Here is a 25,203-nt window from a genome sequence, read left to right as displayed (position 1 = left end):
TAATTATGTCTAAAAAATACAATAAATACATGTCTTTGGCTGGTGTCTGTTTTGAGCAATTGAATAAAACAGCACTGCAAACAATTGCCAGCGATATTTTAGCGCAAAAAATACATGGTATAGCTTTTAGCCCTTACCTGGAAGGCCAAGGCCCTGGCTCTCAGATTAGTGAAAGCCAAATACATCAACGCCTGCAAATCATTAAGGCCAACATCAATTGGATTCGCTCCTTTTCATGTACCGAAGGCAATGAGCTTATACCAAAAATAGCTAAATCCTATGGTTTGAAAACAATGGTCGGCGTCTGGTTAGACGATGACCTTGAAAACAATGAAATAGAAATTGAAAATGCCATCAAACTGGCAAAAGATGGTTATGCCGATATTCTCGCCGTGGGTAACGAAGTATTGCTGCGCGAAGATTTAACCGAAGAGCAATTGCTTGATTACATAACGCGAGTTAAAGCGGCAGTACCTAATGTCGAAGTAGGTTATGTAGATGCCTATTATGAATTTGAAGATCACCCCCGTGTTGCTGAACTTTGTGATGTCATATTAGCTAACTGTTATCCATTCTGGGAAGGCTGCCCTGCTGATTACTCCCTGCTCTATATGAAAGACATGTATCGTCGTGTACTTAAAGCGGCAAAGGGCAAAAAAGTTATTATTACTGAAACAGGTTGGCCGAATATTGGTACGGCAGAACGCGGTGCCGTGCCCTCGTATGACAATGCAATGAAATATTTTATCAATACTTATCTATGGGCAGAAGAAGACAACATAGACATTTTTTATTTTTCATCTTTTGATGAAACATGGAAAGTCAAAGATGAAGGAGATGTAGGTGCCTACTGGGGCCTGTGGAATAAAGACGGTCAGTTAAAATATGGTACGATCGCTAACAAGCAACAAACAGATATTAAAGAACAGGAATTAAACCAATGAAGTTAGAACATGGCAATGCTATTTGTTATTCAGGCTATCGTGAAGGTCAAAATCCCAGAGAAGCTATTTACCCAAGTTATGAAGAGATAAAAGAAGACTTACTTATTTTGGCTGAAAACTGGCGCTTTCTTAGGTTATATGATTGTGGACCACATGCTGAAATTGTACTGAAAGTGATTAACAATGAAGCGCTAGATTTTAAAATTATGTTAGGGGTAGATATGGCGGCTGAAATGTCTAACCCTAACTGTCCTTGGGGAGCAGAATTTAGCGAAAAAACTTTAAGTGAAAATCGTCAGGCAAATATTGAGCAAATTAATAAACTGATTATATTAACTAAAAAGTATCCGCAAATAATTAACTCCGTCTCCGTTGGCAATGAAGCCAGTGTTGATTGGACTGACCATATGGTGCCTGTATCAAACCTTATTGACTACGTGCGCTTGATTAAAAGTAATATAGAGCAACCGGTCACCTTTTGTGAAAACTATGTGCCTTGGACTAATAAACTCGAAGCATTGGTAGCCGAATTAGACTTTATTTCTATTCATACTTACCCTGCTTGGGAATATAAAACCATGGCTGATGCCATTGAATATACTAAGCAGAACTACTACTCGGTTGCCCATCACTACCCCAATACCCCCGTTGTAATAACTGAAGCGGGCTGGACTACAGCATCTAATGGCAGAGGTATAGAAACGTGGAATGCTTCAGAAGAATTACAAGCTGCTTATTATCAACAACTGCTGGCATGGACTGACCAAGAAAACATTCTAACCTATGTTTTTGAAGCCTTTGACGAACCTTGGAAAGGCTCATCTCATCCACAAGAGCCAGAGAAACATTGGGGACTTTTCAACGTCGACCGCACGCCAAAGCTAGTGATGAAAGAGTTATATAATAAAGTTAACAAAATTAAAGATAGTCTGTGCACTGAGGTAGCTTAAGTAATAATATGAAAGCTCCAAGGTAATAATTTGAGAATAAACAGTGTTTGATAATACCACCCAAGTAAAACTTAAAGCTATATTTGATAAACCTCTTTATCAATTTTGCCTTACTCAGCTGGTTTTTTGGCTATTTATTTGTTTTATCAGCCTATTTACTCTAACACTCTGGTACGGACCAGATGATTGGTCTCACATTAACCACATGTTATTTCAAGCCTTTATCGGCCTACTGCTTTCTTTACCCTTGTATTGGTTGCTGGTAAAAATCTGGCAATATTCTATTAAAGTTCGAATTATTAGCAGCATAATTTCAGTGCTGCTAGTCTCGTTTGTTTGGACCATACTAAGAATGAATGCCTTCATGTATATGACAGATGAAAAAGATATCTGGGCCGATCTTGGTGGCTGGTACTTTGGTAGTATTTTTATTTTTCTTTGTTGGATAGGTTTGTTTTACTTAACTATGTATTACAAATTATTGCAATTTGAACACAGTGCCACAGTAAGCGCCGAAGCTGAAGCGCAAAAAGAGCAACTTAAAAGAATTAAAGCCCAGTCAGTGGCCAAAGATGCCCAAATGAAAATGCTACGTTATCAACTCAATCCGCACTTTCTGTACAATACCCTCAATGCTATTAATGCTTTGATTGAAGGTGAAGAACATAAAAAAGCACAACAAGTAACGATAAAATTAAGCCATTTTTTACGCTACTCACTTGAAGGGGATCCAGATACTAGCACGACTTTAGCAAAAGAAATCATCATGCTAAACTTGTTTTTAGATATCGAAAAAACCCGCTTTGGTGAGCGTCTTGAATTCAATTTCTCAATTGCAGAGCAAGCAAACAACGCTCAAATACCCAGTTTATTGTTGCAACCTATCATAGAAAACTCAATGAAACATGTCATTGCAAAAAATGAAGATGGCGGTGCAATTAAAGTCAGCGCAAATGTTACTAATGACAGACTTATCATTGAATTAACTGATACTGGCTCAGCTGAAAACATAGATATTGATAAGCTAACTTCTGGCAATTTTACCGGTGTAGGTTTGCATAATATCAATAATAGATTAAAGCTTATTTATGATAATAACTACGTATTTAAAATGAGCTTGAATCATTCAGGCGCACTAAAAACCATTATCGATATTCCGTGTCAGTACCAAACGAATATTAGCTCAAACTGACAACATTATTTAGGGGATATAGCTAAGATGACAATTTCGAATAAAAGACTAAAGACCATCATCGTTGATGATGAACCTTTAGCTTTGCAGCTATTACGCTCAAAGCTCAATAAACAAAAAAATATTGAAATCATTGCAGAATGTAAAAATGGTCGAGAAGCCATTAAAGCCATTCATGATTATTCTCCAGACCTCGTTTTTCTCGATATACAGATGCCGGGTATTGACGGTTTTGGCGTTATTGAAAAACTTCAAGCAGATATATTACCGCTAATAATATTTGCTACCGCCTATGAGCAATATGCGCTTGAGGCCTTTGATGTTCATGCGGTGGACTATATTCTCAAACCTATTGATGAAGAGCATATTCAAAGAGCAGTAAGTAGAGCTGTTTCGCGTTTTGAAAATAAGTCAGCTGCACAAAATATAATGGAGCAAAAATCCAAGATTATTGGTGCAATAGCAACAATAAATAACCATGGCTCACAAACAGTGACCGGAGATACCCACAGCAGTCCGTACAGCATTGGCGATTTAGAGCACAAGATAGTGATTAAAGATCGAGATGGTATGACACTATTAAAACAGTCTGAAATCGAATGGATTGATGCCGCAGGTGATTATACCTGCTTGCATGTAAAGGGCGTAACCCATATAAAACGCTGTCCGTTAAAAACCTTATTAAACGAATTAGATCCTACCATTTTTAAACGAGTACACAGATCTACTATTGTTAATCTCAACTACATTAAAAAAGTTATTCCCCATACTAAGGGTGAGTACTTTCTTCAACTAGGTGAATTTGATCAGATAAAGGTAAGTCGCAATTACTGTAAAACAATTAAAAGTTATTTAATGAATAACTAAGCCGTATTGTTCAGACATAGCAAGCATACGCCTGCCATTTTGCAACGCTAGCTATCAACATCTACCTATAAATAATTCAGTATTTGTTAGCTGGTTTTTGTCAAATATATTCATGTAATTAACGCCTTATTTCATCTCTTCTTTCAATCATTCCAACCTGCCGCAAGCCAAGTCCGCTTTGCCTCATTCGATTTGTTTTGAGAAATTGATTGTTAGATAGTGATGCTCATTGTAAATGGAGATCGCTTATTTTCCGAACTTTAAACGGTCATTCAATATCTACGTATGATAAAAACATTTGAGGTAAAAGTGAGCATAAAAAATTTTAAAAATACTAATTTACTCTTTGCTTTGTCCACCCTTGCATTAGTCAGTTGTAGTTATCCACATCAAGGCGAACAAGTGATATATCCCGATACTGACATAAATTATGCTATTACGGCTACCAGCAAAATTCTTTTGACCAGTGAAGCTGGAGATAAGATTACCAGTCAACAAAACGTAGTATTTCAAAACGGCAAAGCAAGCGGTACTGTGATTATTATCAGACCTGATATTGTCAAACAAAAACTCATTGGTATTGGTACCTCCTTTACGGAGTCATCAGCCTTTGTGTTAGCGCATCTAACCGATAAAGAAAGACTTGTGGTTATGGAAAATATATACAGTGAAAAAGGCGCTAACTTTTCATTGGCTCGAACGCCTATTGGCGCAACTGATTTTTCAGTTACCGGAAAGTATTCATATGCCGATGTTAAAGATGATACTGAGTTAACTCACTTTGACATTGGGGTTGATCAAGACGGTTTCAGTCCCCTTGACTACCCAGGTATTAAAAATAGCCGCTTTGATTTATTACCAATGATCAAAGAAGCCCTAGCCATTAAGAATAAACAAACTGATAAAGATTTAAGAATTATAGCTTCGGCTTGGACAGCACCACCTTGGATGAAAGATATCGAAGATTGGTATATTACTGGCACACCAGAGAATAATTATCAAGGTACGGGTGGTGCACTGAAGCCAGAATACCTAGGTACCTATGCTGATTACATCATTAAATACCTTGATGCTTATCAAGCCGCTGGGGTTAATATTTGGGGACTAACACCGGTTAACGAACCGCACGGCAATAATGGTCAATGGGAAAGTATGCATTTTACTGCTGAAAGTCAAAGTGCATTTATTAAGAGTCACTTAGGTCCTAAATTAAAGCATAGCAAGCACCAAGAGGTGAAATTACTTGTTTATGATCAAAACAGAGATGGTCTTGAGCATTGGGCCGATGTGATTTTTGCTGATAAAGAAGTTGCCGAGTTTGTTGATGGCGCAGCAGTACATTGGTATGAAAGCACCTTTAAGGTTAATGAAGATGTATTTGATAGAGTTCATGATAAATACCCCAACTTTTCCATTATCCACACGGAGGGCACCATAGATGATCTAGGTAAAGATGCCCCGGAAGGCATATTGGATCCTATTCGTTTTAAAGAAGAAAATTGGTTTAATAACGATGATTTTTGGTGGAATGCTAATGCTACTGACTGGGCTTATACGGCAACATGGGCACCAGAGACGCAAGACCACCCTATTTATACTCCCGTGCATCGTTATGCTAGAAATATTATTGTCAGTTTAGATCATTGGGTTGAAGGATGGATTGACTGGAATATTGTTTTGGATAGTCATGGCGGCCCTAATCATGTTGGTAATTTTTGCGGCGCACCTATTATGATTGATACCGAGACTGGCGAAATTTATTACACTCCCATTTATTATATATTGGCGCAATTTAGTAAAACCATACGTCCAGGTGATAATGCCATACAAGTCGATAGACAATTAGACCGCCTTGAAAATGATGACTTACATGTCAGTGCATCGATTAACGATGACAAGCTAGTGAGTGTGCAATTATTAAATACCACTAAAAAGCCAATAAAATACGCTTTACAGATTGGCAGTCAATATACTGAAATAACCATCGCAGCTAATGCGCTGCAAACCGTTAGAGTTAAAATTTAATGTCGAGACTAGCAATGAATACACACCCTTTTGATATATTACCGCTAGAAAATGGCGCCCAGCTAATATTTACCCCTTGCCCTGGCAGCAAAGGCGCAAATTTAGCAGACTCAATAACACAGTTAAAACAAGCAGGCACGTCTGTATTATTGACTTTAATGTTTGACCAAGAAATGTCAAAAAATCAGCTAACTAAATTACCTGATATCTGTGAACAGCACAAAATAAGCTGGCTTCAATTACCGATCATTGACGACGAGGCGCCAACAGCAGTATTTGAAAGTAACTGGTTGAAGCATAAAGCTGAGATATTATCCGTATTAAATAATCAAGGCACTATTGCGGTACATTGCAAAGGTGGTACCGGCCGAACAGGCTTGGTTATTGCGCTAATATTGCTTGACTTAGGCTACTCTTATGAAGAAATTATAAGCCAAGTGCAAAAAATCAGACCAAAATCGTTGATAAATTCAGCCCAATTAGACTATTTAAACTCGAAAGTAACTGCTGCACTTTAGGTTAGTTAAGGTAATAGCTTTAGCCGCCATGGTTATCGGCGGTTAAATTACGTAGCCAACGTTTGCTTTTCATGCGACTAACAAACATAAAAGCTTTACAAACTTCTTCTGAATAAGCAACAACAACGACCCAAAACACTGGTAGGTTAAAATAAAATGCCGCTAAAAAAGTTAGTGGAATACTTAATATCCACATACCGGTGATATCAATTAACATACAATGTTTATTATCACCACCCGCGCGTAATATTCCCATCGCGACTGTCATATTAAACACTTTAAGACAGCTGCCAAAAGCAATCAATATAAAAATATCCCCCGCAAGCATCAAGGTATCTGTTGATAAATTTTCATAAGGCTTAAATAGTACTGACTCAAATTGAATGATTAACACGGCAAGAAAAAAAGTGACTATAGGAGCACTAATGGCATAATTTTTTGCCATCGACCAAGCTTGGCTAAAATCATTTCGGCCTAAGCTCTGACCGACATGTATCGAACAGGCACTGGCAAAACCAAAAAAGAAAGCAATCAATAAACCTTCAATTGGTGCTAACAAACTCATCACCGCAAGCTCTTGTGTACCTATTCGGCCATAAATCAATTGATAGATAAAAGTTCCTAATGACCACACGCCAAAACTGACCATCAAAGGCCATACCAAAAGCAATAAACGAGACCAGTCACCGCTATTTTTTAACGATGACAAAGCTATACTAAAGGGGAATATCTGATGGCGTAACTTTATCAAGATAGTCACTAACAAGAAGGCATGAAGACAACGGGCAATTGTTGTCGCCCAAGCTGCCCCAGATACGCCCATAGCGTCAATGCCAAAACCACCATTTATCAACCAATAGTTTAAGCCTATATTGCAAAATATAGCGCTTATACCTAGTAGCATTGGTAATTTAACTTGCCCGATGGCGCGTAAGGCATTTTCAAAAATCATAATAACAGCAACAAACAGCAAACTTGGCATGGTCAGCCAAAGATAACGCTCGCCGGTATTAATCACCTCAACATCATTTGTTGCTAACTGAATAATATCAGCGGCAAAAAAGTAATTAAGAATCAAAATGGGAATTAAGGCCAACACCGCAATAATCAGGGTCATGACAATAATTTTTCTGATCTTGGCTATGATTCCCGCACCGTAATATTGAGCGGCCAAAATACCCACGCCTGTTGCCAAACCAGACATTATAATGAGTACCACAAATTGTATTCGATTAGCTAAACCAACCGAAGCAATGGCACCATCACCCAAATGTGCCACCATCATAATGTCAGTCATACCCAACATGGTGACTAAAATACTTTGCAAGGAAATGGGCCAAGCAAGTTTAATACATTGCTTTAACGAAACTCGATTATCTATTGCCATGGTTATGCGCTATTGCCAAATGTAAACTCTGACTATTTTATAATAATGTGACATGATGAACATAAGTAGAAATATCATCTATCATGTCTAAAACTATCATCAAAATAAAACTATGAATCAAGATATCTTAAATATTCATCCAGACTGCCAAGAGTTTTTTTTTAATTTTAAAGACTTCCCAGGTAAAGCCCAAGACTATATAGCTTGTGCTGGCATCTCAACGTTACGAACAAAATATCAAATAGGAAAAACCGGCCAAGGTGAGCAACTTGGCAATAAACAACAAAAGCGAATTAATGTTCATTACTTGCTAGTAACCCGTTCAGGTCAAGGTAAAATAACCTTAGATAACAAAGAGTATAAGTTAACAGCCAACAGTATTGTTTTATTACCTGCCGGCACTGCTTTTTTATACGAACTTGATGGTGAATATTGGGATATGTCTTGGTTATTATTACACGACTGCCAACAATATCAATTTATTCATCAATTAGAGCCGGCTGTTTTCAGCAATGCTAATGCGGGCAAGCTTTACCAAACCATGGCATTACTAAAAGAATTCAATCATAACAATGAAGAATTAAACACCAATATAGTATTACGGTTAGTGGAAGTATTACTCTTTCAGATTGAGCAAACATTAAATAAAAATGCCAATCGAACTGAACAACAAGTCAGATTCCATGCACTAATGCAAAGCGTGGTCAAACAGTTGCAATTACCTTGGACAGTTCAAACACTTGCGAAAAAAATGTACATCTCAGAGCCACAATTTTATCGGTTATGTAGAAAAGAAACCGGTATGACACCGATGAAATATTTGACCCATGCGCGATTAGGATATGCATGTTACTTACTGCAATATACTCATTACAATTTAGACCAAATTGCCGACACCATAGGTTATGCCGACAGTACGAGTTTTGCTCATCGATTTAAGCTGCACTATCAAATAAGCCCTGGACGCTGGCGGAATAAAGTTGAATGACAATGTTTTGAAAGCGCTACCAATTTCATGATAGAGTGGCTGCAATCATCACTTCAAGTTAACCGTTAAAATGCCAACAATTTATCAAGTATCAGAGCTCGCCGGTGTTTCATTATCATCCGTATCACGGGTGATGAATAATCATGAACATGTCAGTGAAAAAACTAAAGCCAAAGTCATGGCAGCAATGGCAGAACTTGATTATCGACCCAACTTCACCGCCCGCTCTTTAGCTTCTAATTGCTCTAATAGTATTGGTGTTTTAGTTGCTGAAATTAGTGGACCTTTTTACAGTGATATTCTTTCAGGCGTTGAAAGTGAACTAAGCAATGCCAACAAACATGCGGTTATCGTTTCCGGTGGCTGCGATGAGAAAAAAGAATTAGATGCGATTCAATTTCTGATAGACCGAAATTGTGATGCCTTAATCTTATGTGTTGATTTTATCTCAGATGAGTATCTTATTAAATTAAGTAAAGGCTCAACTAAAGTGGTGATCATTAATCGTTATATTGCTGAAATATCAGATAACTGTATATTCATTAGTAACCTTTTAGGCAGTTACCAAGCAACTAAATACTTATTAGAAAACGGCCATAGCAATATCGCTTATATTTCTGGTCCTTTATGGAAGATTGATGCCATTGATAGATTTAACGGTTACAAAAAAGCGTTTACTGACTCAGGCATAGATTTTGATGAAGCGTTAACTTTCGAAGCTGATTACACCACTATTGGCGGCAGAGAAGGCATGTTGAGTTTACTTAAAAATAAAAAGCCTTTTACCGCCCTAGTATGCGCTAATGATGAAATGGCGTCTGCAGCGATGCGAGTTGCCCGTGAAAACAATGTAAGAGTTCCACAAGACTGTTCTATTATCGGCTTTGATAATGTCTATTTCTCAGCATATTTATTCCCGCAATTATCGACCATTGAAAATCCGATTAACAAAATGGCCCGCATGGCTGTGCTATGGGTCTTGAAAAATAGATATAACCAGAAAGACATTGTCATTCAAAATCAATTTGATACCGAGTTGGTATTACGAGAATCCACTCAGGTGTATGTAGAAAAGACGTAAAACATCCTGCTCAATTAATTAAATGTTGTCGAAATTTCTGGGGATATAAGCAGCCATTCTAGAGAGCGTAATGCTGGTCTAATTGAAGAATTAGACCATGATACTGACTTCGCCCTTGCTCAAATAGTAAACGCTCGTTGGGAAAGAAAAATTGCTGGTGATATGTTTATTGGTTTATTGGTTTATTAAGACGCTATCAAGATATTACGATAGTCTGGTCTGCAGCTGATGTAATGGCATTGGGTGTCGCTGACATTGCCAATGAGCAAGGGAAAACCATCAATCAAAACATATTTATTGGTGGCTTTGACTGGACGGTAGAAGCCTTACAGGCAATCAAAGGGAATCGCTATACCGCCAGTGTCGGTGGCCACTTTATGCAAGTCGCTTGGGCAATGGTTAAAATATATGATCATAACAAGGGTAAAGCAGCCTTTACCATTGGCTCTAATGCCCCCTCTTACCAGTTACAGTTAATCGACAGAGACAATATTGCTGACTATCAAGTATTACTTAATAATCCCGATTAGAGAAAGGTTAGTTTCCAGCATTTTACCTTGAGCCATCAAACCAAATTAAGTCACTACCAGTTTGATTTTTTAAAAGTATTATCTCACTTAAAGCAATAGGGATCAAAGTAGGATTAAATTAACCCTAAAGAAATGAGTACAGCTATTTAACCACTCAGCTAACTTAAATTGACCGTTATTCTACTCTAACAGGCAGTCTCTTTTTAGCGTCGTTATTTAACCTATCACTAATATTTGAATTAAAGCTAGTATTAAATAACGCTGTTTTTTCGACCATTCTTTGAGTTTCTTTTGAAAGAAATGCATTTTTCAGTTTAAAGATCTTTCTTCGCTCCAATTTAGCAGAAAGTAACATGTTTTTGGTCACACGGTGACTCTCAAATAATTGTTGAAAACTACCATCTTTTTCTGCATTGATTAAGCCTATTTCTATACGGTTTTTAAGTTTTACATTTTCATTGCTAACAAAAAAATAATAGGGCGATGGATAATGCAACGCCAGTGAAGTCTCTACCTGCAAACCTTTAAACATTTTCACTTCATTCTATGGCTCATGCAATGCGCGCGGCATATAATCAAAGCGACCATGCTGTAACATATTAAATAATGTCTTATGGCCAGGACCAGTGACTAGCCCGTAATTATTATCAGATAAAATATAAGAGTCAGGCCAATCATGTCCCTGCCCTGCAAAGAGTTTTTTGAGTTGTTTGGCACTATTGATCTTAGAGAATTTTTCTTGTTGTCCCGCTTTTATTAAAAAAATACGGTGACCGCCTAACCCCCTTAAGATAGGGATTCTGATGGGGTTTAACTCTTGCTCGCGTTGTTGTGATGTCATTGTCCAGATAACACTCAAATTACGATTGTATTTAATTTCTAACATAGCTCTATTTTGAAACATAGGTTGTATGGCTTTTTTAAGCTCATATTCGCCAAATTTGTCTTTAGAGCTTTCTAGAGCAAGTTTAAGTAATGCGAGGTAATACTCATCTTCTTTGAATTTGTCTTCATCAAACCAAGGGTAAAGAATAGTGTCCGTTGCATGAACAATACTGTTAACCGAAAAATGAAAACACATTAAAAACAAGATGTTATAAATAGTGGTTATACGACGCATCACTTAACCTCAACTTATCTATTAGTCACAAGATACATTTATTTTATCAATACTATTGGGTTTAATATAAACATCAGTAAAGTCGATTTCTAACTTTGCCGCTGTAGATAAAATAAATGGGCTAATAATTTTACTCAGATCTGCGCCACTTTTCTCAAAACATTGTAAGTCAATAACCAACGTCTGCCATTGGTTAATTTTTAATGCTGACAACGCCTTACTTATACTGACTTTGCCTTGGCATTGCTCACCACAGCCCATAGATAAGTAAACTTGCTCTTGTTCAGAGAAAGCTTGCTCTTTAGGTAAACGCACCGTTAGTTCAAGCGTCGAGTTTACTTTTTTATAGGGTGTTAAATCAATGGCATGAACACTGGTAAAAGCGAGCTGACCAGATTGGGTGCCGTTAAATAGTGCTCTTCTGGCATCTTCTTGAACATCTCTATCAATGGTACGTAAATACAGCGCTTTATTTTCAATTATGCTACTTGTCATCACACTAGACGAGTCAGTATCTGCGATAACTATTTTCCAGGGCGCTTTCACCGAACTTTCAAACAAAGTAATGGCTTGTAAGCCAATCTTATTTGTGGTGTTACTCACTGGTAAATTATCCGCCAAGACATTTTCATCGCCATAACTCAAACCAAAACCATAAGGTAATAATGGCTGATAATGCTCATCAAAACGGTTTACCCTAGTTTGATTTGCCGATGAAGGCCAAGAATAAGATAACTTTCCGGTAAAATCATAGTTAACTGCACCACTGACTTTATTGAAAAGCACATCAGCAACCGCAACACCTTCTGAGCCTGGTAACCAAACCGCGACAAAGGCATCTGAAGCATTAAGCTCTGCATTAACCCACATTGGACGGCCACTAATAAATAATGAAACAACGGGAATTCCTTGTGCTTTTAATTTATTTAATAGTGCTAAGTCTTGTTTTACACCTTGTTGGTATTCTAGATTTTCAATATCACCAACGCCTTCTGCGTACGGCTCCTCACCAAAAACAACTATCGCGACATCTGGTTTAGTCTCAAAATCACCATCAACATTAAGTTCTACCTGACCACCCGCAGAAATAACTTGCTGCTCAATGCCTGAATAGATTGAGCTGCCACCCGGAAAGTCATCATTAAAATTATTAGTGCCCTGCCAAGTTATCGTCCAACCACCTGATTGCTTGCCAATGTTATCAGCGCCATCACCAGCAACCAGTATTTTTTGACTAGCAGACAAAGGTAATAAGTTACCCTTGTTTTTCAATAACACTAGTGACTCTCTTACCGCTTGTTTGGCAACTTCTCTGTGCTCTATTGCACCAATTAAGTGTGTTTTTCCTGATAAAGCCCTATTTGCTGGGCTTGGTTTATCAAAAAGACCGGCTCTGAATTTAACGCGTAGAATTCTGCTCACGGCATCATCAATGCGTGACTGTGCAATTTCACCACTTTTTACTTGGGCAATAGTATTTTCATATAGTGGCTTCCATGCATCTGTTGGCACCATAAAGATATCTAAGCCGGCATTTATTGCTTGTGGACAGCTCTCATTTGAACAGCCTTTAACTTGTCCATGACCATTCCAGTCACCAACAACAAAACCATCAAAGCCCATTTTGCCTTTTAACACATCCGTTAATAAGTATTTATTGCCATGAACCTTACTGCCGTGCCAGCTATTAAAGGATGCCATCACCGATTGCGCGCCAGCCGTTAAGCCACCTATGTAACCTTGGCCATGAACATCAAATAATTCCTGCTCTGAGGAGATATTATTGCCTTGGTCGTCACCGCCTTCAGTGCCACCGTCACCGATAAAGTGTTTTATTGTGCTGATAACACGGGTATCGCCGAGAAAATCTTTATCTGCTGCACCTTGCAAACCCTTTACTATAGCGGCAGAGTATTCTCTCACTATTTCAGGGTCTTCAGAGTAACCTTCATACGTTCTACCCCAGCGATCATCCCGTACCACGGCGACCGTTGGTGCAAAAACCCAATCGATACCGGTTACCATCACTTCTGTTGCCGTGATCGCAGCAATCTTTTCAATCAGCTCAGGGTTATTTGCCGCACCTAAACCAATATTATGAGGAAACAAGGTGGCACCAATAACATTGTTATGTCCGTGTACCGCATCTGTGCCCCACATAGTCGGGATTCTGTTACCGTCTAAGCTATCGTCGATTGACGCTTGATACATGGCTTCCGCTAAATTGACCCAGTCAATAGGTGTGGCATGTTTATCGTTATTTGGAAAAGCACCGCCACCATTTAAATAAGAGCCAAAACCATATTTACGCATATCTTCAACAGTGATATCTCGTATTTCCGGTTGGATCATTTGCGCCACTTTTTGCTCAAGGTTCATGGTAGCTAACAGCGATGCGACTTTAGCTTCAATATCGGCATCGGCTTTTACTTCAATATCAAGTGTTGGCCAAATATCTATATTGGTTGAAGGCTTTGGTTGTTGCGGTGATGTAGCTGTGTCCTCGGAATTTATCATCGAAACTGCCTCTTGCTTATTGCCGTTACAGCCAACAAGTAATGACGAAATAGCCAAGCAGAGTAAGCTGGCTTTAAGTTTATGATTTTTAGAGTCTTTGCTTTTTAAGCAAATATTAATAAAATTATTGTTTATCATTGTGTTACTTCTTATTCAGGTTAATAGCTAATAGCGTTTTGATAACTAGCTCTTATTTGGCAATTTCTTTTATTTTACTACCCGATAGACCGTAATAAGCGATAAAGAAATAGCACAATATAGGTAAAGCAAATGCTGGTTGAACGCCAATACTGTCAGCTAACAGCCCTTGAAAAAGCGGAATGATTGCGCCGCCAACAATGGCTAAACATAAAATACCGGATGCTTGGCTGGTATGTTTACCTAAGCCTTGAATGGCTAAACTAAAAATGGTTGGGAACATGATTGAATTACATAAACCAACCAGTAAAATTGCCACCATGGCAAGCGTACCAGATGAGAAAACAGCAACTAAAATCAAGATAACGGCCAGTGCTGCGTTAAAACATAACACTTTACCCGCAGCAATTTTTTGCATAACAGCTGCACCGATAAAACGACCGACCATAGCGCCGCCCCAATAATAGGCAATATATTTTGCCGCTTGCGATTCTTCTAAACCAGCAATATTAGGATCGGCAAAGAAGCTTACTAAAAAGCTACCAATAGAGACTTCAGCACCTACATAAACGAAGATACCAAGAGCGCCAAGTACTAAATGGCTATGTTGCCAAGCACTACCACTGTCTTCATCATGAGATTTTTCTTCTTCAACAGGAGATAAGTTAGGTAACTTTAACCAAGCAAAAAGCGCGGCTAGCACTAATAACATAGCGGCCAGAAAAACATAAGGCATTTGCACGGCTTCTGCTGAGGCTTGCGGCGACAGTGCATCAGCAGCTTCATTCAAAATTAACAAGGCACCAAAAAATGGCGCTACAGTAGTACCTAATGCATTAAAAGCTTGTGTCATTGTTAAACGAGATGAAGCCGTTTTAGCATCACCCAACATACTGACATAAGGATTAGCGGATACTTGTAATAAGGTAATACCACTGGCAAGTATAAATAATGCCATTAAGAAAACCGGATAGCTGTGCATGCTTGCTGCGGGATAAAAACATAAGCAACCGATGGCTGCAATAATTAAACCTAAGACAATACCCTTTTGGTAACCCAATTTTTTAACTATTGCACCAGCAGGCAGTGAAACAATAAAATAAGCACCAAAGAAACAGAACTGAACTAACATCGCCTGACTATAAGATAAATCAAATACACCTTTTAAGTGCGGGATCAAAATATCATTTAAACAAGTGATAAAGCCCCACATGAAAAATAAAGACGTTAATGATGTTAGTGCAAAGCGATAGTCGGCGCTTTGTGTTTCATCTGCCATATGTTGTGAGATACCAGTGTTTGACAATGAAGCCATAATGTCCCCTTAGGAATAGTTCTATTAGTATTAATGTAGATAATTATTTTTATGTAAGCGCTTACATTAAAAGCTAGTAGGCACTATTTTTCAAGCGTTTTTTAAAGCTTTAGTAATAATTAAATAAATATGTAAGCACTATATTAAGTGTGCATCGTCAAATTAGTCCGCAATACCAATCGGTTGTTATTTTTGTACAAAGGCTTTAACAAGGAGCAATATTCGTTCCGCTACTATAACTTGCCGAGCTAATTTAATTTTATCCATTTGAAATACCAAAGGTGTATGCACTTAACTGTACAAATAACATACAATCCAACTAATTTCTACTACGCTTATAAGTTATGTAGAGCAGTATGTTTAATAACTGTAGAGGATTGTCTGATGAAAAAATTAATGCTCATTTGCACTGGTCTAATGTTGTTGACGATGAATACGGTCACTGCTGCTGATGATATTGTTATAGGTCTTAACTACCCAGCTAGCGGACCTTATAGTGTTCAAGGAAAAGCTCAGCTACAAGCCACTGAAATGGCCATAATTGAGATAAACAAATTAGGTGGGATCTTAGGTAAAAACATAACGTTGGTCAAAAAAGATACCGCCTCCAAAGCAAACAAATCAACCGAAAATGTTGAGTCTATGATAGATAGTGATGGCGCACAGATGATTTTAGGTGGTTCATCGAGCGCAGTAGCCATTGCAGGTGGCAAGGTAGCGAAATCAAGAGACAAGCTATATTTTGGTACATTAACCTATTCAAATGCTACGACGGGTAAAGCTGGTCAAAGTCATATGTTCAGAGAATGCTATAACGCATGGATGGGTGCAAAAGTATTATCAAAGTATCTTAATGATAATTTTTCTGGTAAAAAGTTTTTTTATATAACTGCAGATTATACTTGGGGTTGGACCACAGAATCATCAATCAGAAAATTTAGTCATACCAATGATGAGAAAAAACATAAACGTGTGTTAACTCCCTTTCCCGGTGCTTCTGATAAAGATTTTAAAAAAGCGTTAACGTTAGCAAAAGCGAATAAACCTGATGTCTTAGTTCTGGTGTTATTCGGTAATGATATGGCTCGAGCAGTAACACAAGCAACAGCTATGGGGTTGAAGCGTAGGATGGCAGTGGTGGTGCCAAATATAACACTGGGCATGGCAAAAAGTGCGGGGCCTAAAGTGATGGAGGGCGTAGTTGGAGCTTTACCTTGGTCATGGAAAGTTCCTTATGAAAACTCTTATGCGGGCGGTATAAAATTTGTTGAGGCATTTTCGAATAGATACAATAGTTACCCTTCAACGTCAGCTGCTTCAGCTTATACCATCCTTTATCAATATAAAGATGCTGTTGAGCGAGCAGGTACTTTTGATACTTCAGCAGTGATCAAAGCACTGGAAGGTCACAATTTCACCTTATTAAAAGATAAACAAGTATGGCGTGCTTTTGATCATCAAAATATTCAAACCGTCTATGCGGTAAAAGGCAAACCACAAGCAGAGGTACTAAAAGATAAATTTAAATCTGACTTTTTCGAAATTATCAGCTCGATGGATGGCGAAGAAGCTGCACGAACAAAGGCTGAATGGGATGAAGCAAGAATCGCGGCAGGCATGCCTACTAAACTAGAATAGCCGTAATTTTCGTTTTGGATCGGAGTAAAATTATGCTCTTAAGTATTAAGATGAAGATAGTGCTGACCTTAGTGGTGTTAACCGTCGCTGCCGCTTTGGTTAACACCCTAGTCGTCAGTAACAAAGCTGAGCAATGGTTTAGCGACGAAGCAAGAGGCAGATTAGAAGTAGGTGTTGGTGTTGTGCAAGAGAAAATGAAAGATAAGATGAACAACCAAAATAATGTGATATCGTCATTAGCAAACATCAGTGTATTAAAATCGAATCTCGCTATGCTGTCAGAATTAAGCGAGGAAAACACCAATGCTAGCTATGATGATGCTTATATTGAAATGGGGCGAGAAATTGCTAAGTTACTCGCCACAGTAGCACAAAAAAACAACTTTGATCGTGTCGTACTAACTGCTAACAGTGGCCAAGTCATTGCTTATTATCTTGCGAAAAAATCCGAATCTGGCTGGTTTATTGGTATGGACTCTTGGCTAGTTAGTAACAATGGACAAGAAGCCGTTAACAGTAAACCTAACATCACTTTTGATAGCCATAGCAAAAACAAAACTGTTGTAAAGAATAACAGTTTCTTTAACATTTATGATAATCAATTGGCCATCAGTTCATTATTTTCAGTAATGGATGAATACGATAGCGCTATGATATCAGGTACCTTGTCTGCTCATTTTAAGTTAGACGATTCATTTGTAAAATTGTTATCTCAATTGTCTAAAACCCAAATAAATATTTTTGTTGAGAACAAAATCAGCTCAGGTACTTTAAAGGCTCTGTCTGCCTTAAGTAATGATGTCAATTTAAAATTATCTAACACTAATTCTACCGTTATTAAGCATGACGTAGAACTAAGTAATAACAGTTACTTCGCCAGTACTTTTCCCATAAGCAATAATAATAATACAGAAATTGCTTTGGTCAGTGTTATGTACTCAAAAGCTTTTTCAATAGCAAAAATGTCGGAAGTAAGAAAGTTACTTTGGAGCTTACTTGCGGCTGTTTTAGTCGTTGGCGCAGCAGTATCGTTCTTTGTTGCTCGTCGATTAATAGCCCCATTAGATTGTTTGCAACAATTAGTTGCTGAAGTTGAAGCTAAGGGAGATTTCTCCCTGCGCTGTGATGTTAAATCGGGTGATGAAGTTGGTCAAACAGCAATTGCTTTCAATCAGTTAATGGAAAGCCTGCACTGCAATATAAATGATATCAACAACGTTATGGAGCAAGTGTCGAGTGGTGATCTTACGGTTAGAGTTGAAGCCGATGCAACGGGAGATTTAAATAGATTAAAGCAAAGTATTAATTCTTCGATGTCATCCCTAGAGCAAGCCATTGCAACTATTCATGCTTCAACCACTATGATTACTTCTAATATTGATAAAGCAGACAAAGCAAGTGAGGTAGTTTCTGAGGGTTCATCTCGACAACAAGAGTCAATAGAGCATGTTGCTCAAGCGTTAGATGAAAGTAATCGGTCAATTGCAGAAGTCGCTACCAACACTGAAAATGCCAGTCAAAATGCTGTTGATGCCGTTACTATGGTTAACCACGGCCGTGATTTAATGTCTCAGATGATTGAGGTGGTCAACAAGATATCAGCAAATAGCATTCAAATCGACAACATAACTACCGCAATCAATAAGATTGCCGAGCAAACCAATTTATTAGCCCTAAATGCGGCAATAGAGGCAGCTCGAGCAGGTGAGCAAGGCAGAGGTTTTGCCGTAGTAGCCGATGAAGTAAGAAACCTAGCAAATAACTCAGCTAAGTCTGCTCATGAGATAGCCGGTTTAGTTGAAGAAGCAGTAAAATACTCCCAAGAAGGAGTTAATATTTCGAAGCAAGTTTCTCAAGACATGAGTTTAATTTCTGACTCTGTAACTGAAAGCGAAGATATGTTGCATCGCATTGCTGCGGCAATGGAGCAACAAAGTACCACCCTGGGCGAATTAAACTCTAATGTTTCTATGTTAAAGGACATAGGTGATTCAAGCTTTTTGGCAGCCAAAGAAATTAAAGAAACGGTTCAAGGGCTCGCAAGTATAGCGCACGAAAATAGTGAAAGTGTTGACCGTTTTACCGTTGCAACTAAAAGAAATATTCATTAATACTAAAGCACAGCCACATTAACGAGCTAGGCTTTACTATTAGTATTAATCAACTGAAAAATAACAACTTTTAACACTTGCGGGTTTTAAAAAAACTTATTGTCAACTTGATTATTCAAACAAGGTTACTATTTCCAAAAAATATAAACCTACGTTGAACCTATCTAAGAAAACCATTAATCAGTCTATATTTCATATAGTTAAATCAACAAACATCTTAAACAAATTAAAAGAGGTTGACCTCAAGCACAGAAAACACTAACCTAAATGTAAGCGCTTACATGGCTCTATTGATGAACATATAAATATTTTAATCAAGCCTTTTGTAATCGCCTCTATAAAAATAAAGATAACTGCCAAATTGAATTGGCTTTATAAATAGGTAATCGCTAATGACTGTCAAACTTACTCTACCCGCTCAAGCAAAAATGCTATCAAAAGATTTTGTTTATGGTGTAGCCACCGCTTCGTTTCAAATTGAGGGCGGTAGAGAATCAAGGCTTCCATGTATTTGGGATACGTTTTGTAATACACCAAATAAAATTGTTGATGGCTCAAATGGTGATGTAGCTTGTGATCATTTCAACCGTTGGCAAGACGACATTGAATTAATTGATTCATTAGGTGTTGACGCCTATAGGTTATCTATTTCATGGCCACGAGTGATAACAGAGTCCGGTGAGTTAAACCATGAAGGTGTCACTTATTATCTAAATATTTTAGATACCTTAAAGTCTAAAAACATTAAAGCTTTTGTCACACTTTATCATTGGGATTTACCTCAACATTTGGAAGATCAAGGTGGTTGGTTAAATCGTGAAACTGCCTATAAATTTAGAGATTACGCTGACTTAATTTCAAAAGCTTTTAGCAATAGGGTTTATTCCTATGCTACGCTCAACGAACCTTTTTGCAGTGCCTTTTTAGGTTATGAAGCAGGTATCCATGCTCCAGGTATTGTCGGTAAAGAGTTTGGTAAAAAGGCTGCACACCATTTATTACTTGCCCATGGTTTAGCCATGCAAGTATTAGCTAAAAATAGCCCTGATAGCTTAAATGGTATCGTACTTAACTTTACCCCTTGTTATCCTGAATCAGAATCATTAGCTGATGTAAAAGCATCAACCTTTGCTGATGACTATTTTAATCAATGGTACATTAAGCCATTGTTTGACGGTGAATATCCAGTAATTATGTCTCAACTTCCTGCTGAGCATCAACCTGATATCTTTGAGGGTGATATGGCCATCATCGCTCATTCAATGGACTTCTTAGGCGTTAATTTTTATACTCGAGCAATTTATCGCGCTGATGAAAATGAGCATTTCCTGCAAATTGATCCACCTGAGCCACTTACCGATATTGGCTGGGAAATATACCCGGAAGCGTTTACCGAGCTACTCGTTTCTCTAAATGAAAAGTACACTTTACCGCCAGTTTATATCACTGAAAATGGCGCAGCTATGGCTGATAAAATCATTGATGGTGTCGTGAACGATATAGACAGGGTTGATTATTATCAGAATCACCTTAATGCAGTGAATGATGCGATTGAACAAGGCGTACAAGTGCATGGCTATTTCGCCTGGAGTTTGATGGATAACTTTGAATGGGCAGAAGGTTACTTAAAACGCTTTGGCATAGTTTATGTCGATTACGATACACAAGTAAGAACCATTAAAGCCAGTGGACTTGCTTATAAAGCATTGATTACCAATAGGTAAGTAAACATCTTAAGTAAATAATTTAAGTAATTAATTTAACTAAGTTAAGTAAATAATATCGTTCAAGGAAATAAAGACCCAATGACTAAAATTCCCTTTTATGAAAAAGTAGGTTACGCCACAGGCGATGCAGCTGCTAACCTAGTGTGGCGCGGCGCTTTAGCTTACTTAGCGGTGTTTTATACCGACACCTTTGGCTTAACCGCTGCGGCTGCCGCCATGCTATTTTTAGTGGTACGTTTATCTGATGGCGTTACCGATATCATTATGGGCATGATTGCCGATCGCACTAATACCCGTTGGGGAAAATTTCGCCCGTGGATTTTATGGTCAACGCCCTTTTTAGCCTTGTTTATGGTGTTATGTTTCACCACCCCTGATTTATCTGATAGCAATAAACTCATCTACGCTTATGTAACCTATATAGGTTTAACCCTCGCCTATACGGTCAATAATGTACCCTACTCCGCTTTAATGGGTGTAATGACCGCTAGTGACACAGAGCGTACTAGTTTATCGGGCTTTCGTTTTGCTGGGGCTTTTGCTGGTGGTTTACTGGTGATGGGCTTTTTACCTGACTTGGTTGCCTACTTTGGTGACGGCAATGATGCCTTAGGCTATCAATATAGTATGTATATGTTTGCTGGTATTTTAATTGCCCTAATGGTGATAACTTTTGCCACCACCAAAGAGCGGGTAATAACGGTCGTTGATGAATCGAGCAATTTGAAAACAGAACTATTTGATTTAAGTAAGAACTTACCTTTTATCATTTTGCCTTTATTAGCCATGAGCTTATTTTTCTATTATCGCGATATATATAGTGGTTTATTCTTTGTCATCATCATGACTTCTATGTGGCTACTGATCAAACGTTTGATCAACAATACTCCTGAGGATATGAGTGGCAGCCAAAGAGATATGGTTGACCTACTGACCAATAAACCTTGGTTGATACTCTTAGGTATTGGCTTTTTAACCATGATGTTTAACGGCATCAAATACGGCACAATTGCTTATTATTTCAAATATCAAGTGGGCGATACACTGATGATTGGTAAGTACTTCATCGCACTATTACTGGTGTCTATTTTAGGCGCCTTATGTACTGGTTATTTATCCAAAAAATTGGGTAAGCGGAAGTTGTTTATTGTCGCACTCATGCTTAGTGGTTTGTTAACCGCCGCTTTCTATTGGGTACCTCAGGGTAATATCACTGCTATTTTCATCTTAGGTTGTAGTGCTGAATTCTTTGCTGCCATGATGCCAACGTTATTCTTTACCATGTTAGGGGACTCTGCGGATTACTCTGAGTGGAAAAATGGTCGACGGGCAACGGGTTTGATCTATTCGGCTGGAACTTTTGTACAAAAAACCGGCGGTGGTTTTGCTGGCGCACTGGTATTAGTCGTTCTTGCTAGTTATGGTTATGACGGTATGGACAAGGCCACTATTGAAGCTTCTTTACCCGGCATGCAATTACTGATGAGTTGGATACCCGCTGCCTTTGCTTTTGCTGGTGCGGCATTAATGATATTTTACCCATTAAGCTGTCAACAAAATCAACAAATAGGTAATGAATTAATACAACGTCGAGCAGATTTAGTAACGGCTTAATAATGTTTAATTTGTTTATTTACCAATAATATAGCTAACTATATAAATAACTTTATAGTTACAGCGAAAGACAAGAGAGTATTGTATCAATGATTAGTGTAAAAGAAAAAATAGCCTATGGTTTAGGCGATACCGCCAGTAACATTATTTTTCAAACGGTAATGATGTTTTTATTACTTTTTTATACTGATGTTATGGGGCTATCACCGGCAGCCGTTGGTACCATGTTTCTTGTAGTTCGGCTAATAGACGCGATAACAGATCCGATCATGGGTAACATTGCTGACAATACTAAAACCAAATGGGGCCAGTTTAGACCCTACCTACTATGGCTTGCTTTTCCCTTTGCCATTATCAGCATATTGGCTTTTACCACGCCGGATTTACCCGACGATACTAAAATAATTTATGCTTTTGTCACTTATACCTTATTAATGATTGCCTATACCGCCATTAACATACCTTATTGTGCACTAGGCGCTGTCATAACTGCCGATGCAAAAGAGCGAGTTACCGTACAATCTTACCGCTTTGTTTTTGGTATGTTAGGCGGCGTTATTGTTGCTGGGCTAACGTTGCCGATGGTGGAGTTTTTCGGCAATGGTGATAGCGCCAAAGGCTATCAAATGACCATGATAGTAATGAGTTCATTGGGCTTAATATTGTTTTTGTTATGCTTTTTAGGCACTAAAGAGCGAGTCAGTTTACCTGAAAATCAATCGTCATCATTTAAAGAAAATATGCAATCTTTATGGAAGAATGATCAATGGCGTATTTTATGTATGGCCGCGTTATTTTTGCTAACCGGACAAGTTTTACGCTTTACCCTAGCCGTTTATTATGTGAAATACTTTCTTGGTCGTGAAGACTTGATTACTTCCTTCCTAACATTAGGTGTTATTGCCAGTATGATTGGTTGCGCCGTTGCTCAACCGCTGGCTAAACGGGTCTGTAAAATCAAAGCTTATATCGCTCTACAACTCATCTCCGCAACCATCTGTTTATTTAGTTTCTTCATTGGCGAAGAGCAAATTGTTTTAGCCTATATTGCCTTTATCGCATGGAAATTCTTTTTAGATATGGCGACCCCCTTGTTATGGGCAAAAATGGCTGACACCATAGATTATGGTCATAAAAAAACCGGTCTTCGTATTACTGGCATGGTTTACTCTGGTGTAATATTTTTCATTAAAATGGGCGTAGCAATTGGCGGTGCACTCGCTGGTTGGTTATTAGCATTTTATAACTACCAGGCAGATGTTGTGCAAACAGAAGCCACTAAACAGGGGATATTATTATCTTTTACCGTGTTACCGGCATTAGGCTCATTTGCTGTTGCCTGGGTAATGCGAAAATATACCTTAACAGAGCAGCAAGTAGTTAAAATTCAAGCACAATTAAAAACTGAGACTAGTTAACGACTTGACAAATATGTTAGAATTCAACCGTTAAAATTTAAAGTATTTATCACTAAAATTGCGCAACTTAGGAATAACATGGCGACTATATACGAAGTTTCAAAACTGGCGAGTGTCTCTTTAGCAACCGTTTCTCGGGTGATAAATAAAAACTCACGAGTTAGCGATAAAACCCGCCAAAAAGTTTTGGATGCAATGGCAGAGCTAGGCTATCGCCCTAATTCTATTGCGCAATCGTTAGCGTCTAATAGAAGCAACAGTGTTGGTATTTTAGTGTCTGAGCTGCACGGTGCTTTCTTTGGGCAGATGATGGCAGGTATAGAAGCCGAATTAAGAGCAGCAGGAAAACATGTTATTATTACTACTGGCCACAGTGAAGAAGATAAAGAAAAGGACGGCATTGAGTTTCTGATCAGCAGAAATTGTGATGCGATTATCTTACACGTCGAGGCAGTCAGTGATGCTTACCTTATTGATTTATGTAAAGGAAAAACGCCTGTTTATTTCATGAGTCGATTAGTTGAAGGTTTAAATGGCAACTGTATTAGCTTAGATAATGAATTAGGTGGTTACTTAGCAACCCAGTCAGTATTAGAACAGGGCCACTCAGCTATTGCCTATCTCGCTGGGCCTCAATTTAAAGCCGATTCAAAAGACAGATTAACGGGTCATAAACGAGCACTTGCCGATCATAATCTAGCTTTTAATGACACGCTATATTTTGAAGGTGACTTTAAAGAAACCGGTGGTAGTGACGGCTTGAAATACTTCCTTGAAAGTAAACAGAACTTTAGCGCTTTAATTTGTGCCAATGATGAGATGGCTTCTGGTGCAATAACTTATGCCAGAGAGCAAGGGCTCTCCTTACCTAAAGATCTATCAATAATAGGCTTTGATAATATTATTTTTGCACGACATACCTATCCTAAATTGACCACCATAGACAACCCGGTAAATTTAATGGGCCATATGGCGGCAAAGTTAGTATTGAAAAACATTTATAAACAAAAGAATATGTCAATTACCCACTCATTTGAGCCGACGCTAATTACCAGAGATTCGGTTATTTGCAAAACGTAGTGCCGTTGCTAATGCGGTAGAAAAACACCATTGAACGAGAAGT

20 protein-coding genes are annotated in these 25,203 nt (G+C 38.2%); 15 read left to right on the top strand and 5 right to left on the bottom strand.

Annotation, left to right across the window (positions count from 1 at the left end; all coding sequences use genetic code 11):
- Positions 1-5: 5 nt before the first annotated feature.
- The 6 genes from F580_RS0102640 (at position 6) to F580_RS0102615 (ending at position 6,496) form a co-directional block, all read left to right on the top strand.
- Entirely contained in the window at positions 6-944 is a 939-nt protein-coding gene (locus F580_RS0102640) for a glycoside hydrolase family 17 protein (protein ID WP_019026148.1), read from the top strand.
- On the top strand, positions 941-1,894 hold the full coding sequence (locus tag F580_RS0102635) for a glycoside hydrolase family 17 protein (protein WP_019026147.1): 954 nt from the start codon (positions 941-943) through the stop codon (positions 1,892-1,894). Before F580_RS0102640 ends, F580_RS0102635 begins: the two co-directional genes overlap by 4 nt.
- Before the next feature lie 43 nt (positions 1,895-1,937).
- Positions 1,938-3,086: a sensor histidine kinase gene (locus F580_RS23825; protein WP_019026146.1), complete on the top strand. Its 1,149-nt coding sequence runs from the start codon at positions 1,938-1,940 to the stop codon at positions 3,084-3,086.
- A gap of 27 nt (positions 3,087-3,113) precedes the next feature.
- Positions 3,114-3,953, top strand: coding sequence for a LytR/AlgR family response regulator transcription factor (locus F580_RS0102625; protein WP_019026145.1), 840 nt, complete (start codon positions 3,114-3,116; stop codon positions 3,951-3,953).
- A gap of 309 nt (positions 3,954-4,262) precedes the next feature.
- Entirely contained in the window at positions 4,263-5,978 is a 1,716-nt protein-coding gene (locus F580_RS0102620) for a glycoside hydrolase family 30 protein (RefSeq protein WP_245560577.1), read from the top strand.
- 14 nt (positions 5,979-5,992) lie between these two features.
- Positions 5,993-6,496, top strand: coding sequence for a phosphatase domain-containing putative toxin (locus F580_RS0102615; protein WP_026301204.1), 504 nt, complete (start codon positions 5,993-5,995; stop codon positions 6,494-6,496).
- 19 nt (positions 6,497-6,515) lie between these two features.
- Here the strand turns inward: F580_RS0102615 and F580_RS0102610 are convergent, their stop codons facing one another.
- Positions 6,516-7,883 (bottom strand): MATE family efflux transporter, encoded by a 1,368-nt coding sequence (locus F580_RS0102610; RefSeq protein WP_019026142.1) that lies wholly within the window; start codon positions 7,881-7,883, stop codon positions 6,516-6,518.
- A 112-nt stretch (positions 7,884-7,995) separates the two neighbouring features.
- Between F580_RS0102610 and F580_RS0102605 the strand changes: the two genes are divergently transcribed.
- The 3 genes from F580_RS0102605 (at position 7,996) to F580_RS0102595 (ending at position 10,482) form a co-directional block, all read left to right on the top strand.
- Positions 7,996-8,871, top strand: coding sequence for an AraC family transcriptional regulator (locus F580_RS0102605; RefSeq protein WP_019026141.1), 876 nt, complete (start codon positions 7,996-7,998; stop codon positions 8,869-8,871).
- A 70-nt stretch (positions 8,872-8,941) separates the two neighbouring features.
- Positions 8,942-9,952 (top strand): LacI family DNA-binding transcriptional regulator, encoded by a 1,011-nt coding sequence (locus F580_RS0102600; protein WP_019026140.1) that lies wholly within the window; start codon positions 8,942-8,944, stop codon positions 9,950-9,952.
- Positions 9,953-10,185: 233 nt separating this feature from the next.
- The gene (locus F580_RS0102595) at positions 10,186-10,482 is read left to right on the top strand and encodes a type 1 periplasmic-binding domain-containing protein (protein ID WP_019026139.1); all 297 of its coding nucleotides are present in this window, start codon (positions 10,186-10,188) and stop codon (positions 10,480-10,482) included.
- Positions 10,483-10,657: 175 nt separating this feature from the next.
- On the opposite strand, the gene F580_RS25325 is transcribed toward F580_RS0102595, so the two are convergent.
- Genes F580_RS25325 through F580_RS0102580 form a run of 4 tightly spaced genes read right to left on the bottom strand, consistent with a single transcriptional unit; the run spans position 10,658 to position 15,572 of the window.
- Positions 10,658-11,014, bottom strand: a complete 357-nt coding sequence (locus F580_RS25325) for a hypothetical protein (protein ID WP_019026138.1) — start codon at positions 11,012-11,014, stop codon at positions 10,658-10,660.
- 12 nt (positions 11,015-11,026) lie between these two features.
- Entirely contained in the window at positions 11,027-11,602 is a 576-nt protein-coding gene (locus F580_RS23820) for a hypothetical protein (protein WP_019026137.1), read from the bottom strand.
- A gap of 21 nt (positions 11,603-11,623) precedes the next feature.
- Positions 11,624-14,257: a glycoside hydrolase family 3 protein gene (locus tag F580_RS0102585; RefSeq protein WP_019026136.1), complete on the bottom strand. Its 2,634-nt coding sequence runs from the start codon at positions 14,255-14,257 to the stop codon at positions 11,624-11,626.
- Between the two features lie 52 nt (positions 14,258-14,309).
- The gene (locus F580_RS0102580) at positions 14,310-15,572 is read right to left on the bottom strand and encodes a sugar MFS transporter (RefSeq protein ID WP_019026135.1); all 1,263 of its coding nucleotides are present in this window, start codon (positions 15,570-15,572) and stop codon (positions 14,310-14,312) included.
- Positions 15,573-15,956: 384 nt separating this feature from the next.
- Between F580_RS0102580 and F580_RS0102575 the strand changes: the two genes are divergently transcribed.
- The 6 genes from F580_RS0102575 to F580_RS0102550 all read left to right on the top strand — a co-directional run bounded on the left by F580_RS0102575 (position 15,957) and on the right by F580_RS0102550 (position 25,160).
- A complete protein-coding gene (locus F580_RS0102575; protein WP_019026134.1) occupies positions 15,957-17,210 on the top strand; it encodes a substrate-binding protein in 1,254 nt (417 codons plus the stop codon).
- A 32-nt stretch (positions 17,211-17,242) separates the two neighbouring features.
- Positions 17,243-19,321 carry a methyl-accepting chemotaxis protein gene (locus tag F580_RS0102570; protein WP_083926931.1) on the top strand — a complete coding sequence of 693 codons (2,079 nt, stop codon included), beginning with the start codon at positions 17,243-17,245 and terminating at the stop codon, positions 19,319-19,321.
- 392 nt (positions 19,322-19,713) lie between these two features.
- Positions 19,714-21,045 carry a GH1 family beta-glucosidase gene (locus F580_RS0102565; protein ID WP_019026132.1) on the top strand — a complete coding sequence of 444 codons (1,332 nt, stop codon included), beginning with the start codon at positions 19,714-19,716 and terminating at the stop codon, positions 21,043-21,045.
- An 81-nt stretch (positions 21,046-21,126) separates the two neighbouring features.
- Complete coding sequence (locus F580_RS0102560; RefSeq protein ID WP_019026131.1) at positions 21,127-22,662, top strand: MFS transporter; 1,536 nt, start codon at positions 21,127-21,129, stop codon at positions 22,660-22,662.
- Between the two features lie 89 nt (positions 22,663-22,751).
- Complete coding sequence (locus tag F580_RS0102555) at positions 22,752-24,080, top strand: glycoside-pentoside-hexuronide (GPH):cation symporter (protein ID WP_019026130.1); 1,329 nt, start codon at positions 22,752-22,754, stop codon at positions 24,078-24,080.
- A gap of 78 nt (positions 24,081-24,158) precedes the next feature.
- Positions 24,159-25,160: a LacI family DNA-binding transcriptional regulator gene (locus F580_RS0102550; protein ID WP_019026129.1), complete on the top strand. Its 1,002-nt coding sequence runs from the start codon at positions 24,159-24,161 to the stop codon at positions 25,158-25,160.
- The last annotated feature ends 43 nt before the right edge of the window (positions 25,161-25,203 follow it).

This window comes from Colwellia piezophila ATCC BAA-637, assembly GCF_000378625.1.
Taxonomy (GTDB): domain Bacteria; phylum Pseudomonadota; class Gammaproteobacteria; order Enterobacterales; family Alteromonadaceae; genus Colwellia; species Colwellia piezophila.
Note: the sequence above shows the minus strand (reverse complement) of the source record. Positions and strands in the feature narration are given on the sequence as shown.

Bases quoted from the DNA above. Each gene is read 5' to 3' on its own strand.
- F580_RS0102640 (WP_019026148.1), top strand. From the start codon at position 6: ATGTCTAAAAAATACAATAAATACATGTCTTTGGCTGGTGTCTGTTTT.
- F580_RS0102635 (WP_019026147.1), top strand. From the start codon at position 941: ATGAAGTTAGAACATGGCAATGCTATTTGTTATTCAGGCTATCGTGAA.
- F580_RS0102625 (WP_019026145.1), top strand. From the start codon at position 3,114: ATGACAATTTCGAATAAAAGACTAAAGACCATCATCGTTGATGATGAA.
- F580_RS0102615 (WP_026301204.1), top strand. From the start codon at position 5,993: ATGAATACACACCCTTTTGATATATTACCGCTAGAAAATGGCGCCCAG.
- F580_RS0102610 (WP_019026142.1), bottom strand. From the start codon at position 7,883: ATGGCAATAGATAATCGAGTTTCGTTAAAGCAATGTATTAAACTTGCT.
- F580_RS0102605 (WP_019026141.1), top strand. From the start codon at position 7,996: ATGAATCAAGATATCTTAAATATTCATCCAGACTGCCAAGAGTTTTTT.
- F580_RS0102600 (WP_019026140.1), top strand. From the start codon at position 8,942: ATGCCAACAATTTATCAAGTATCAGAGCTCGCCGGTGTTTCATTATCA.
- F580_RS0102595 (WP_019026139.1), top strand. From the start codon at position 10,186: ATGGCATTGGGTGTCGCTGACATTGCCAATGAGCAAGGGAAAACCATC.
- F580_RS25325 (WP_019026138.1), bottom strand. From the start codon at position 11,014: ATGTTTAAAGGTTTGCAGGTAGAGACTTCACTGGCGTTGCATTATCCA.
- F580_RS23820 (WP_019026137.1), bottom strand. From the start codon at position 11,602: ATGCGTCGTATAACCACTATTTATAACATCTTGTTTTTAATGTGTTTT.
- F580_RS0102585 (WP_019026136.1), bottom strand. From the start codon at position 14,257: ATGATAAACAATAATTTTATTAATATTTGCTTAAAAAGCAAAGACTCT.
- F580_RS0102580 (WP_019026135.1), bottom strand. From the start codon at position 15,572: ATGGCTTCATTGTCAAACACTGGTATCTCACAACATATGGCAGATGAA.
- F580_RS0102575 (WP_019026134.1), top strand. From the start codon at position 15,957: ATGAAAAAATTAATGCTCATTTGCACTGGTCTAATGTTGTTGACGATG.
- F580_RS0102570 (WP_083926931.1), top strand. From the start codon at position 17,243: ATGCTCTTAAGTATTAAGATGAAGATAGTGCTGACCTTAGTGGTGTTA.
- F580_RS0102565 (WP_019026132.1), top strand. From the start codon at position 19,714: ATGACTGTCAAACTTACTCTACCCGCTCAAGCAAAAATGCTATCAAAA.
- F580_RS0102560 (WP_019026131.1), top strand. From the start codon at position 21,127: ATGACTAAAATTCCCTTTTATGAAAAAGTAGGTTACGCCACAGGCGAT.
- F580_RS0102555 (WP_019026130.1), top strand. From the start codon at position 22,752: ATGATTAGTGTAAAAGAAAAAATAGCCTATGGTTTAGGCGATACCGCC.
- F580_RS0102550 (WP_019026129.1), top strand. From the start codon at position 24,159: ATGGCGACTATATACGAAGTTTCAAAACTGGCGAGTGTCTCTTTAGCA.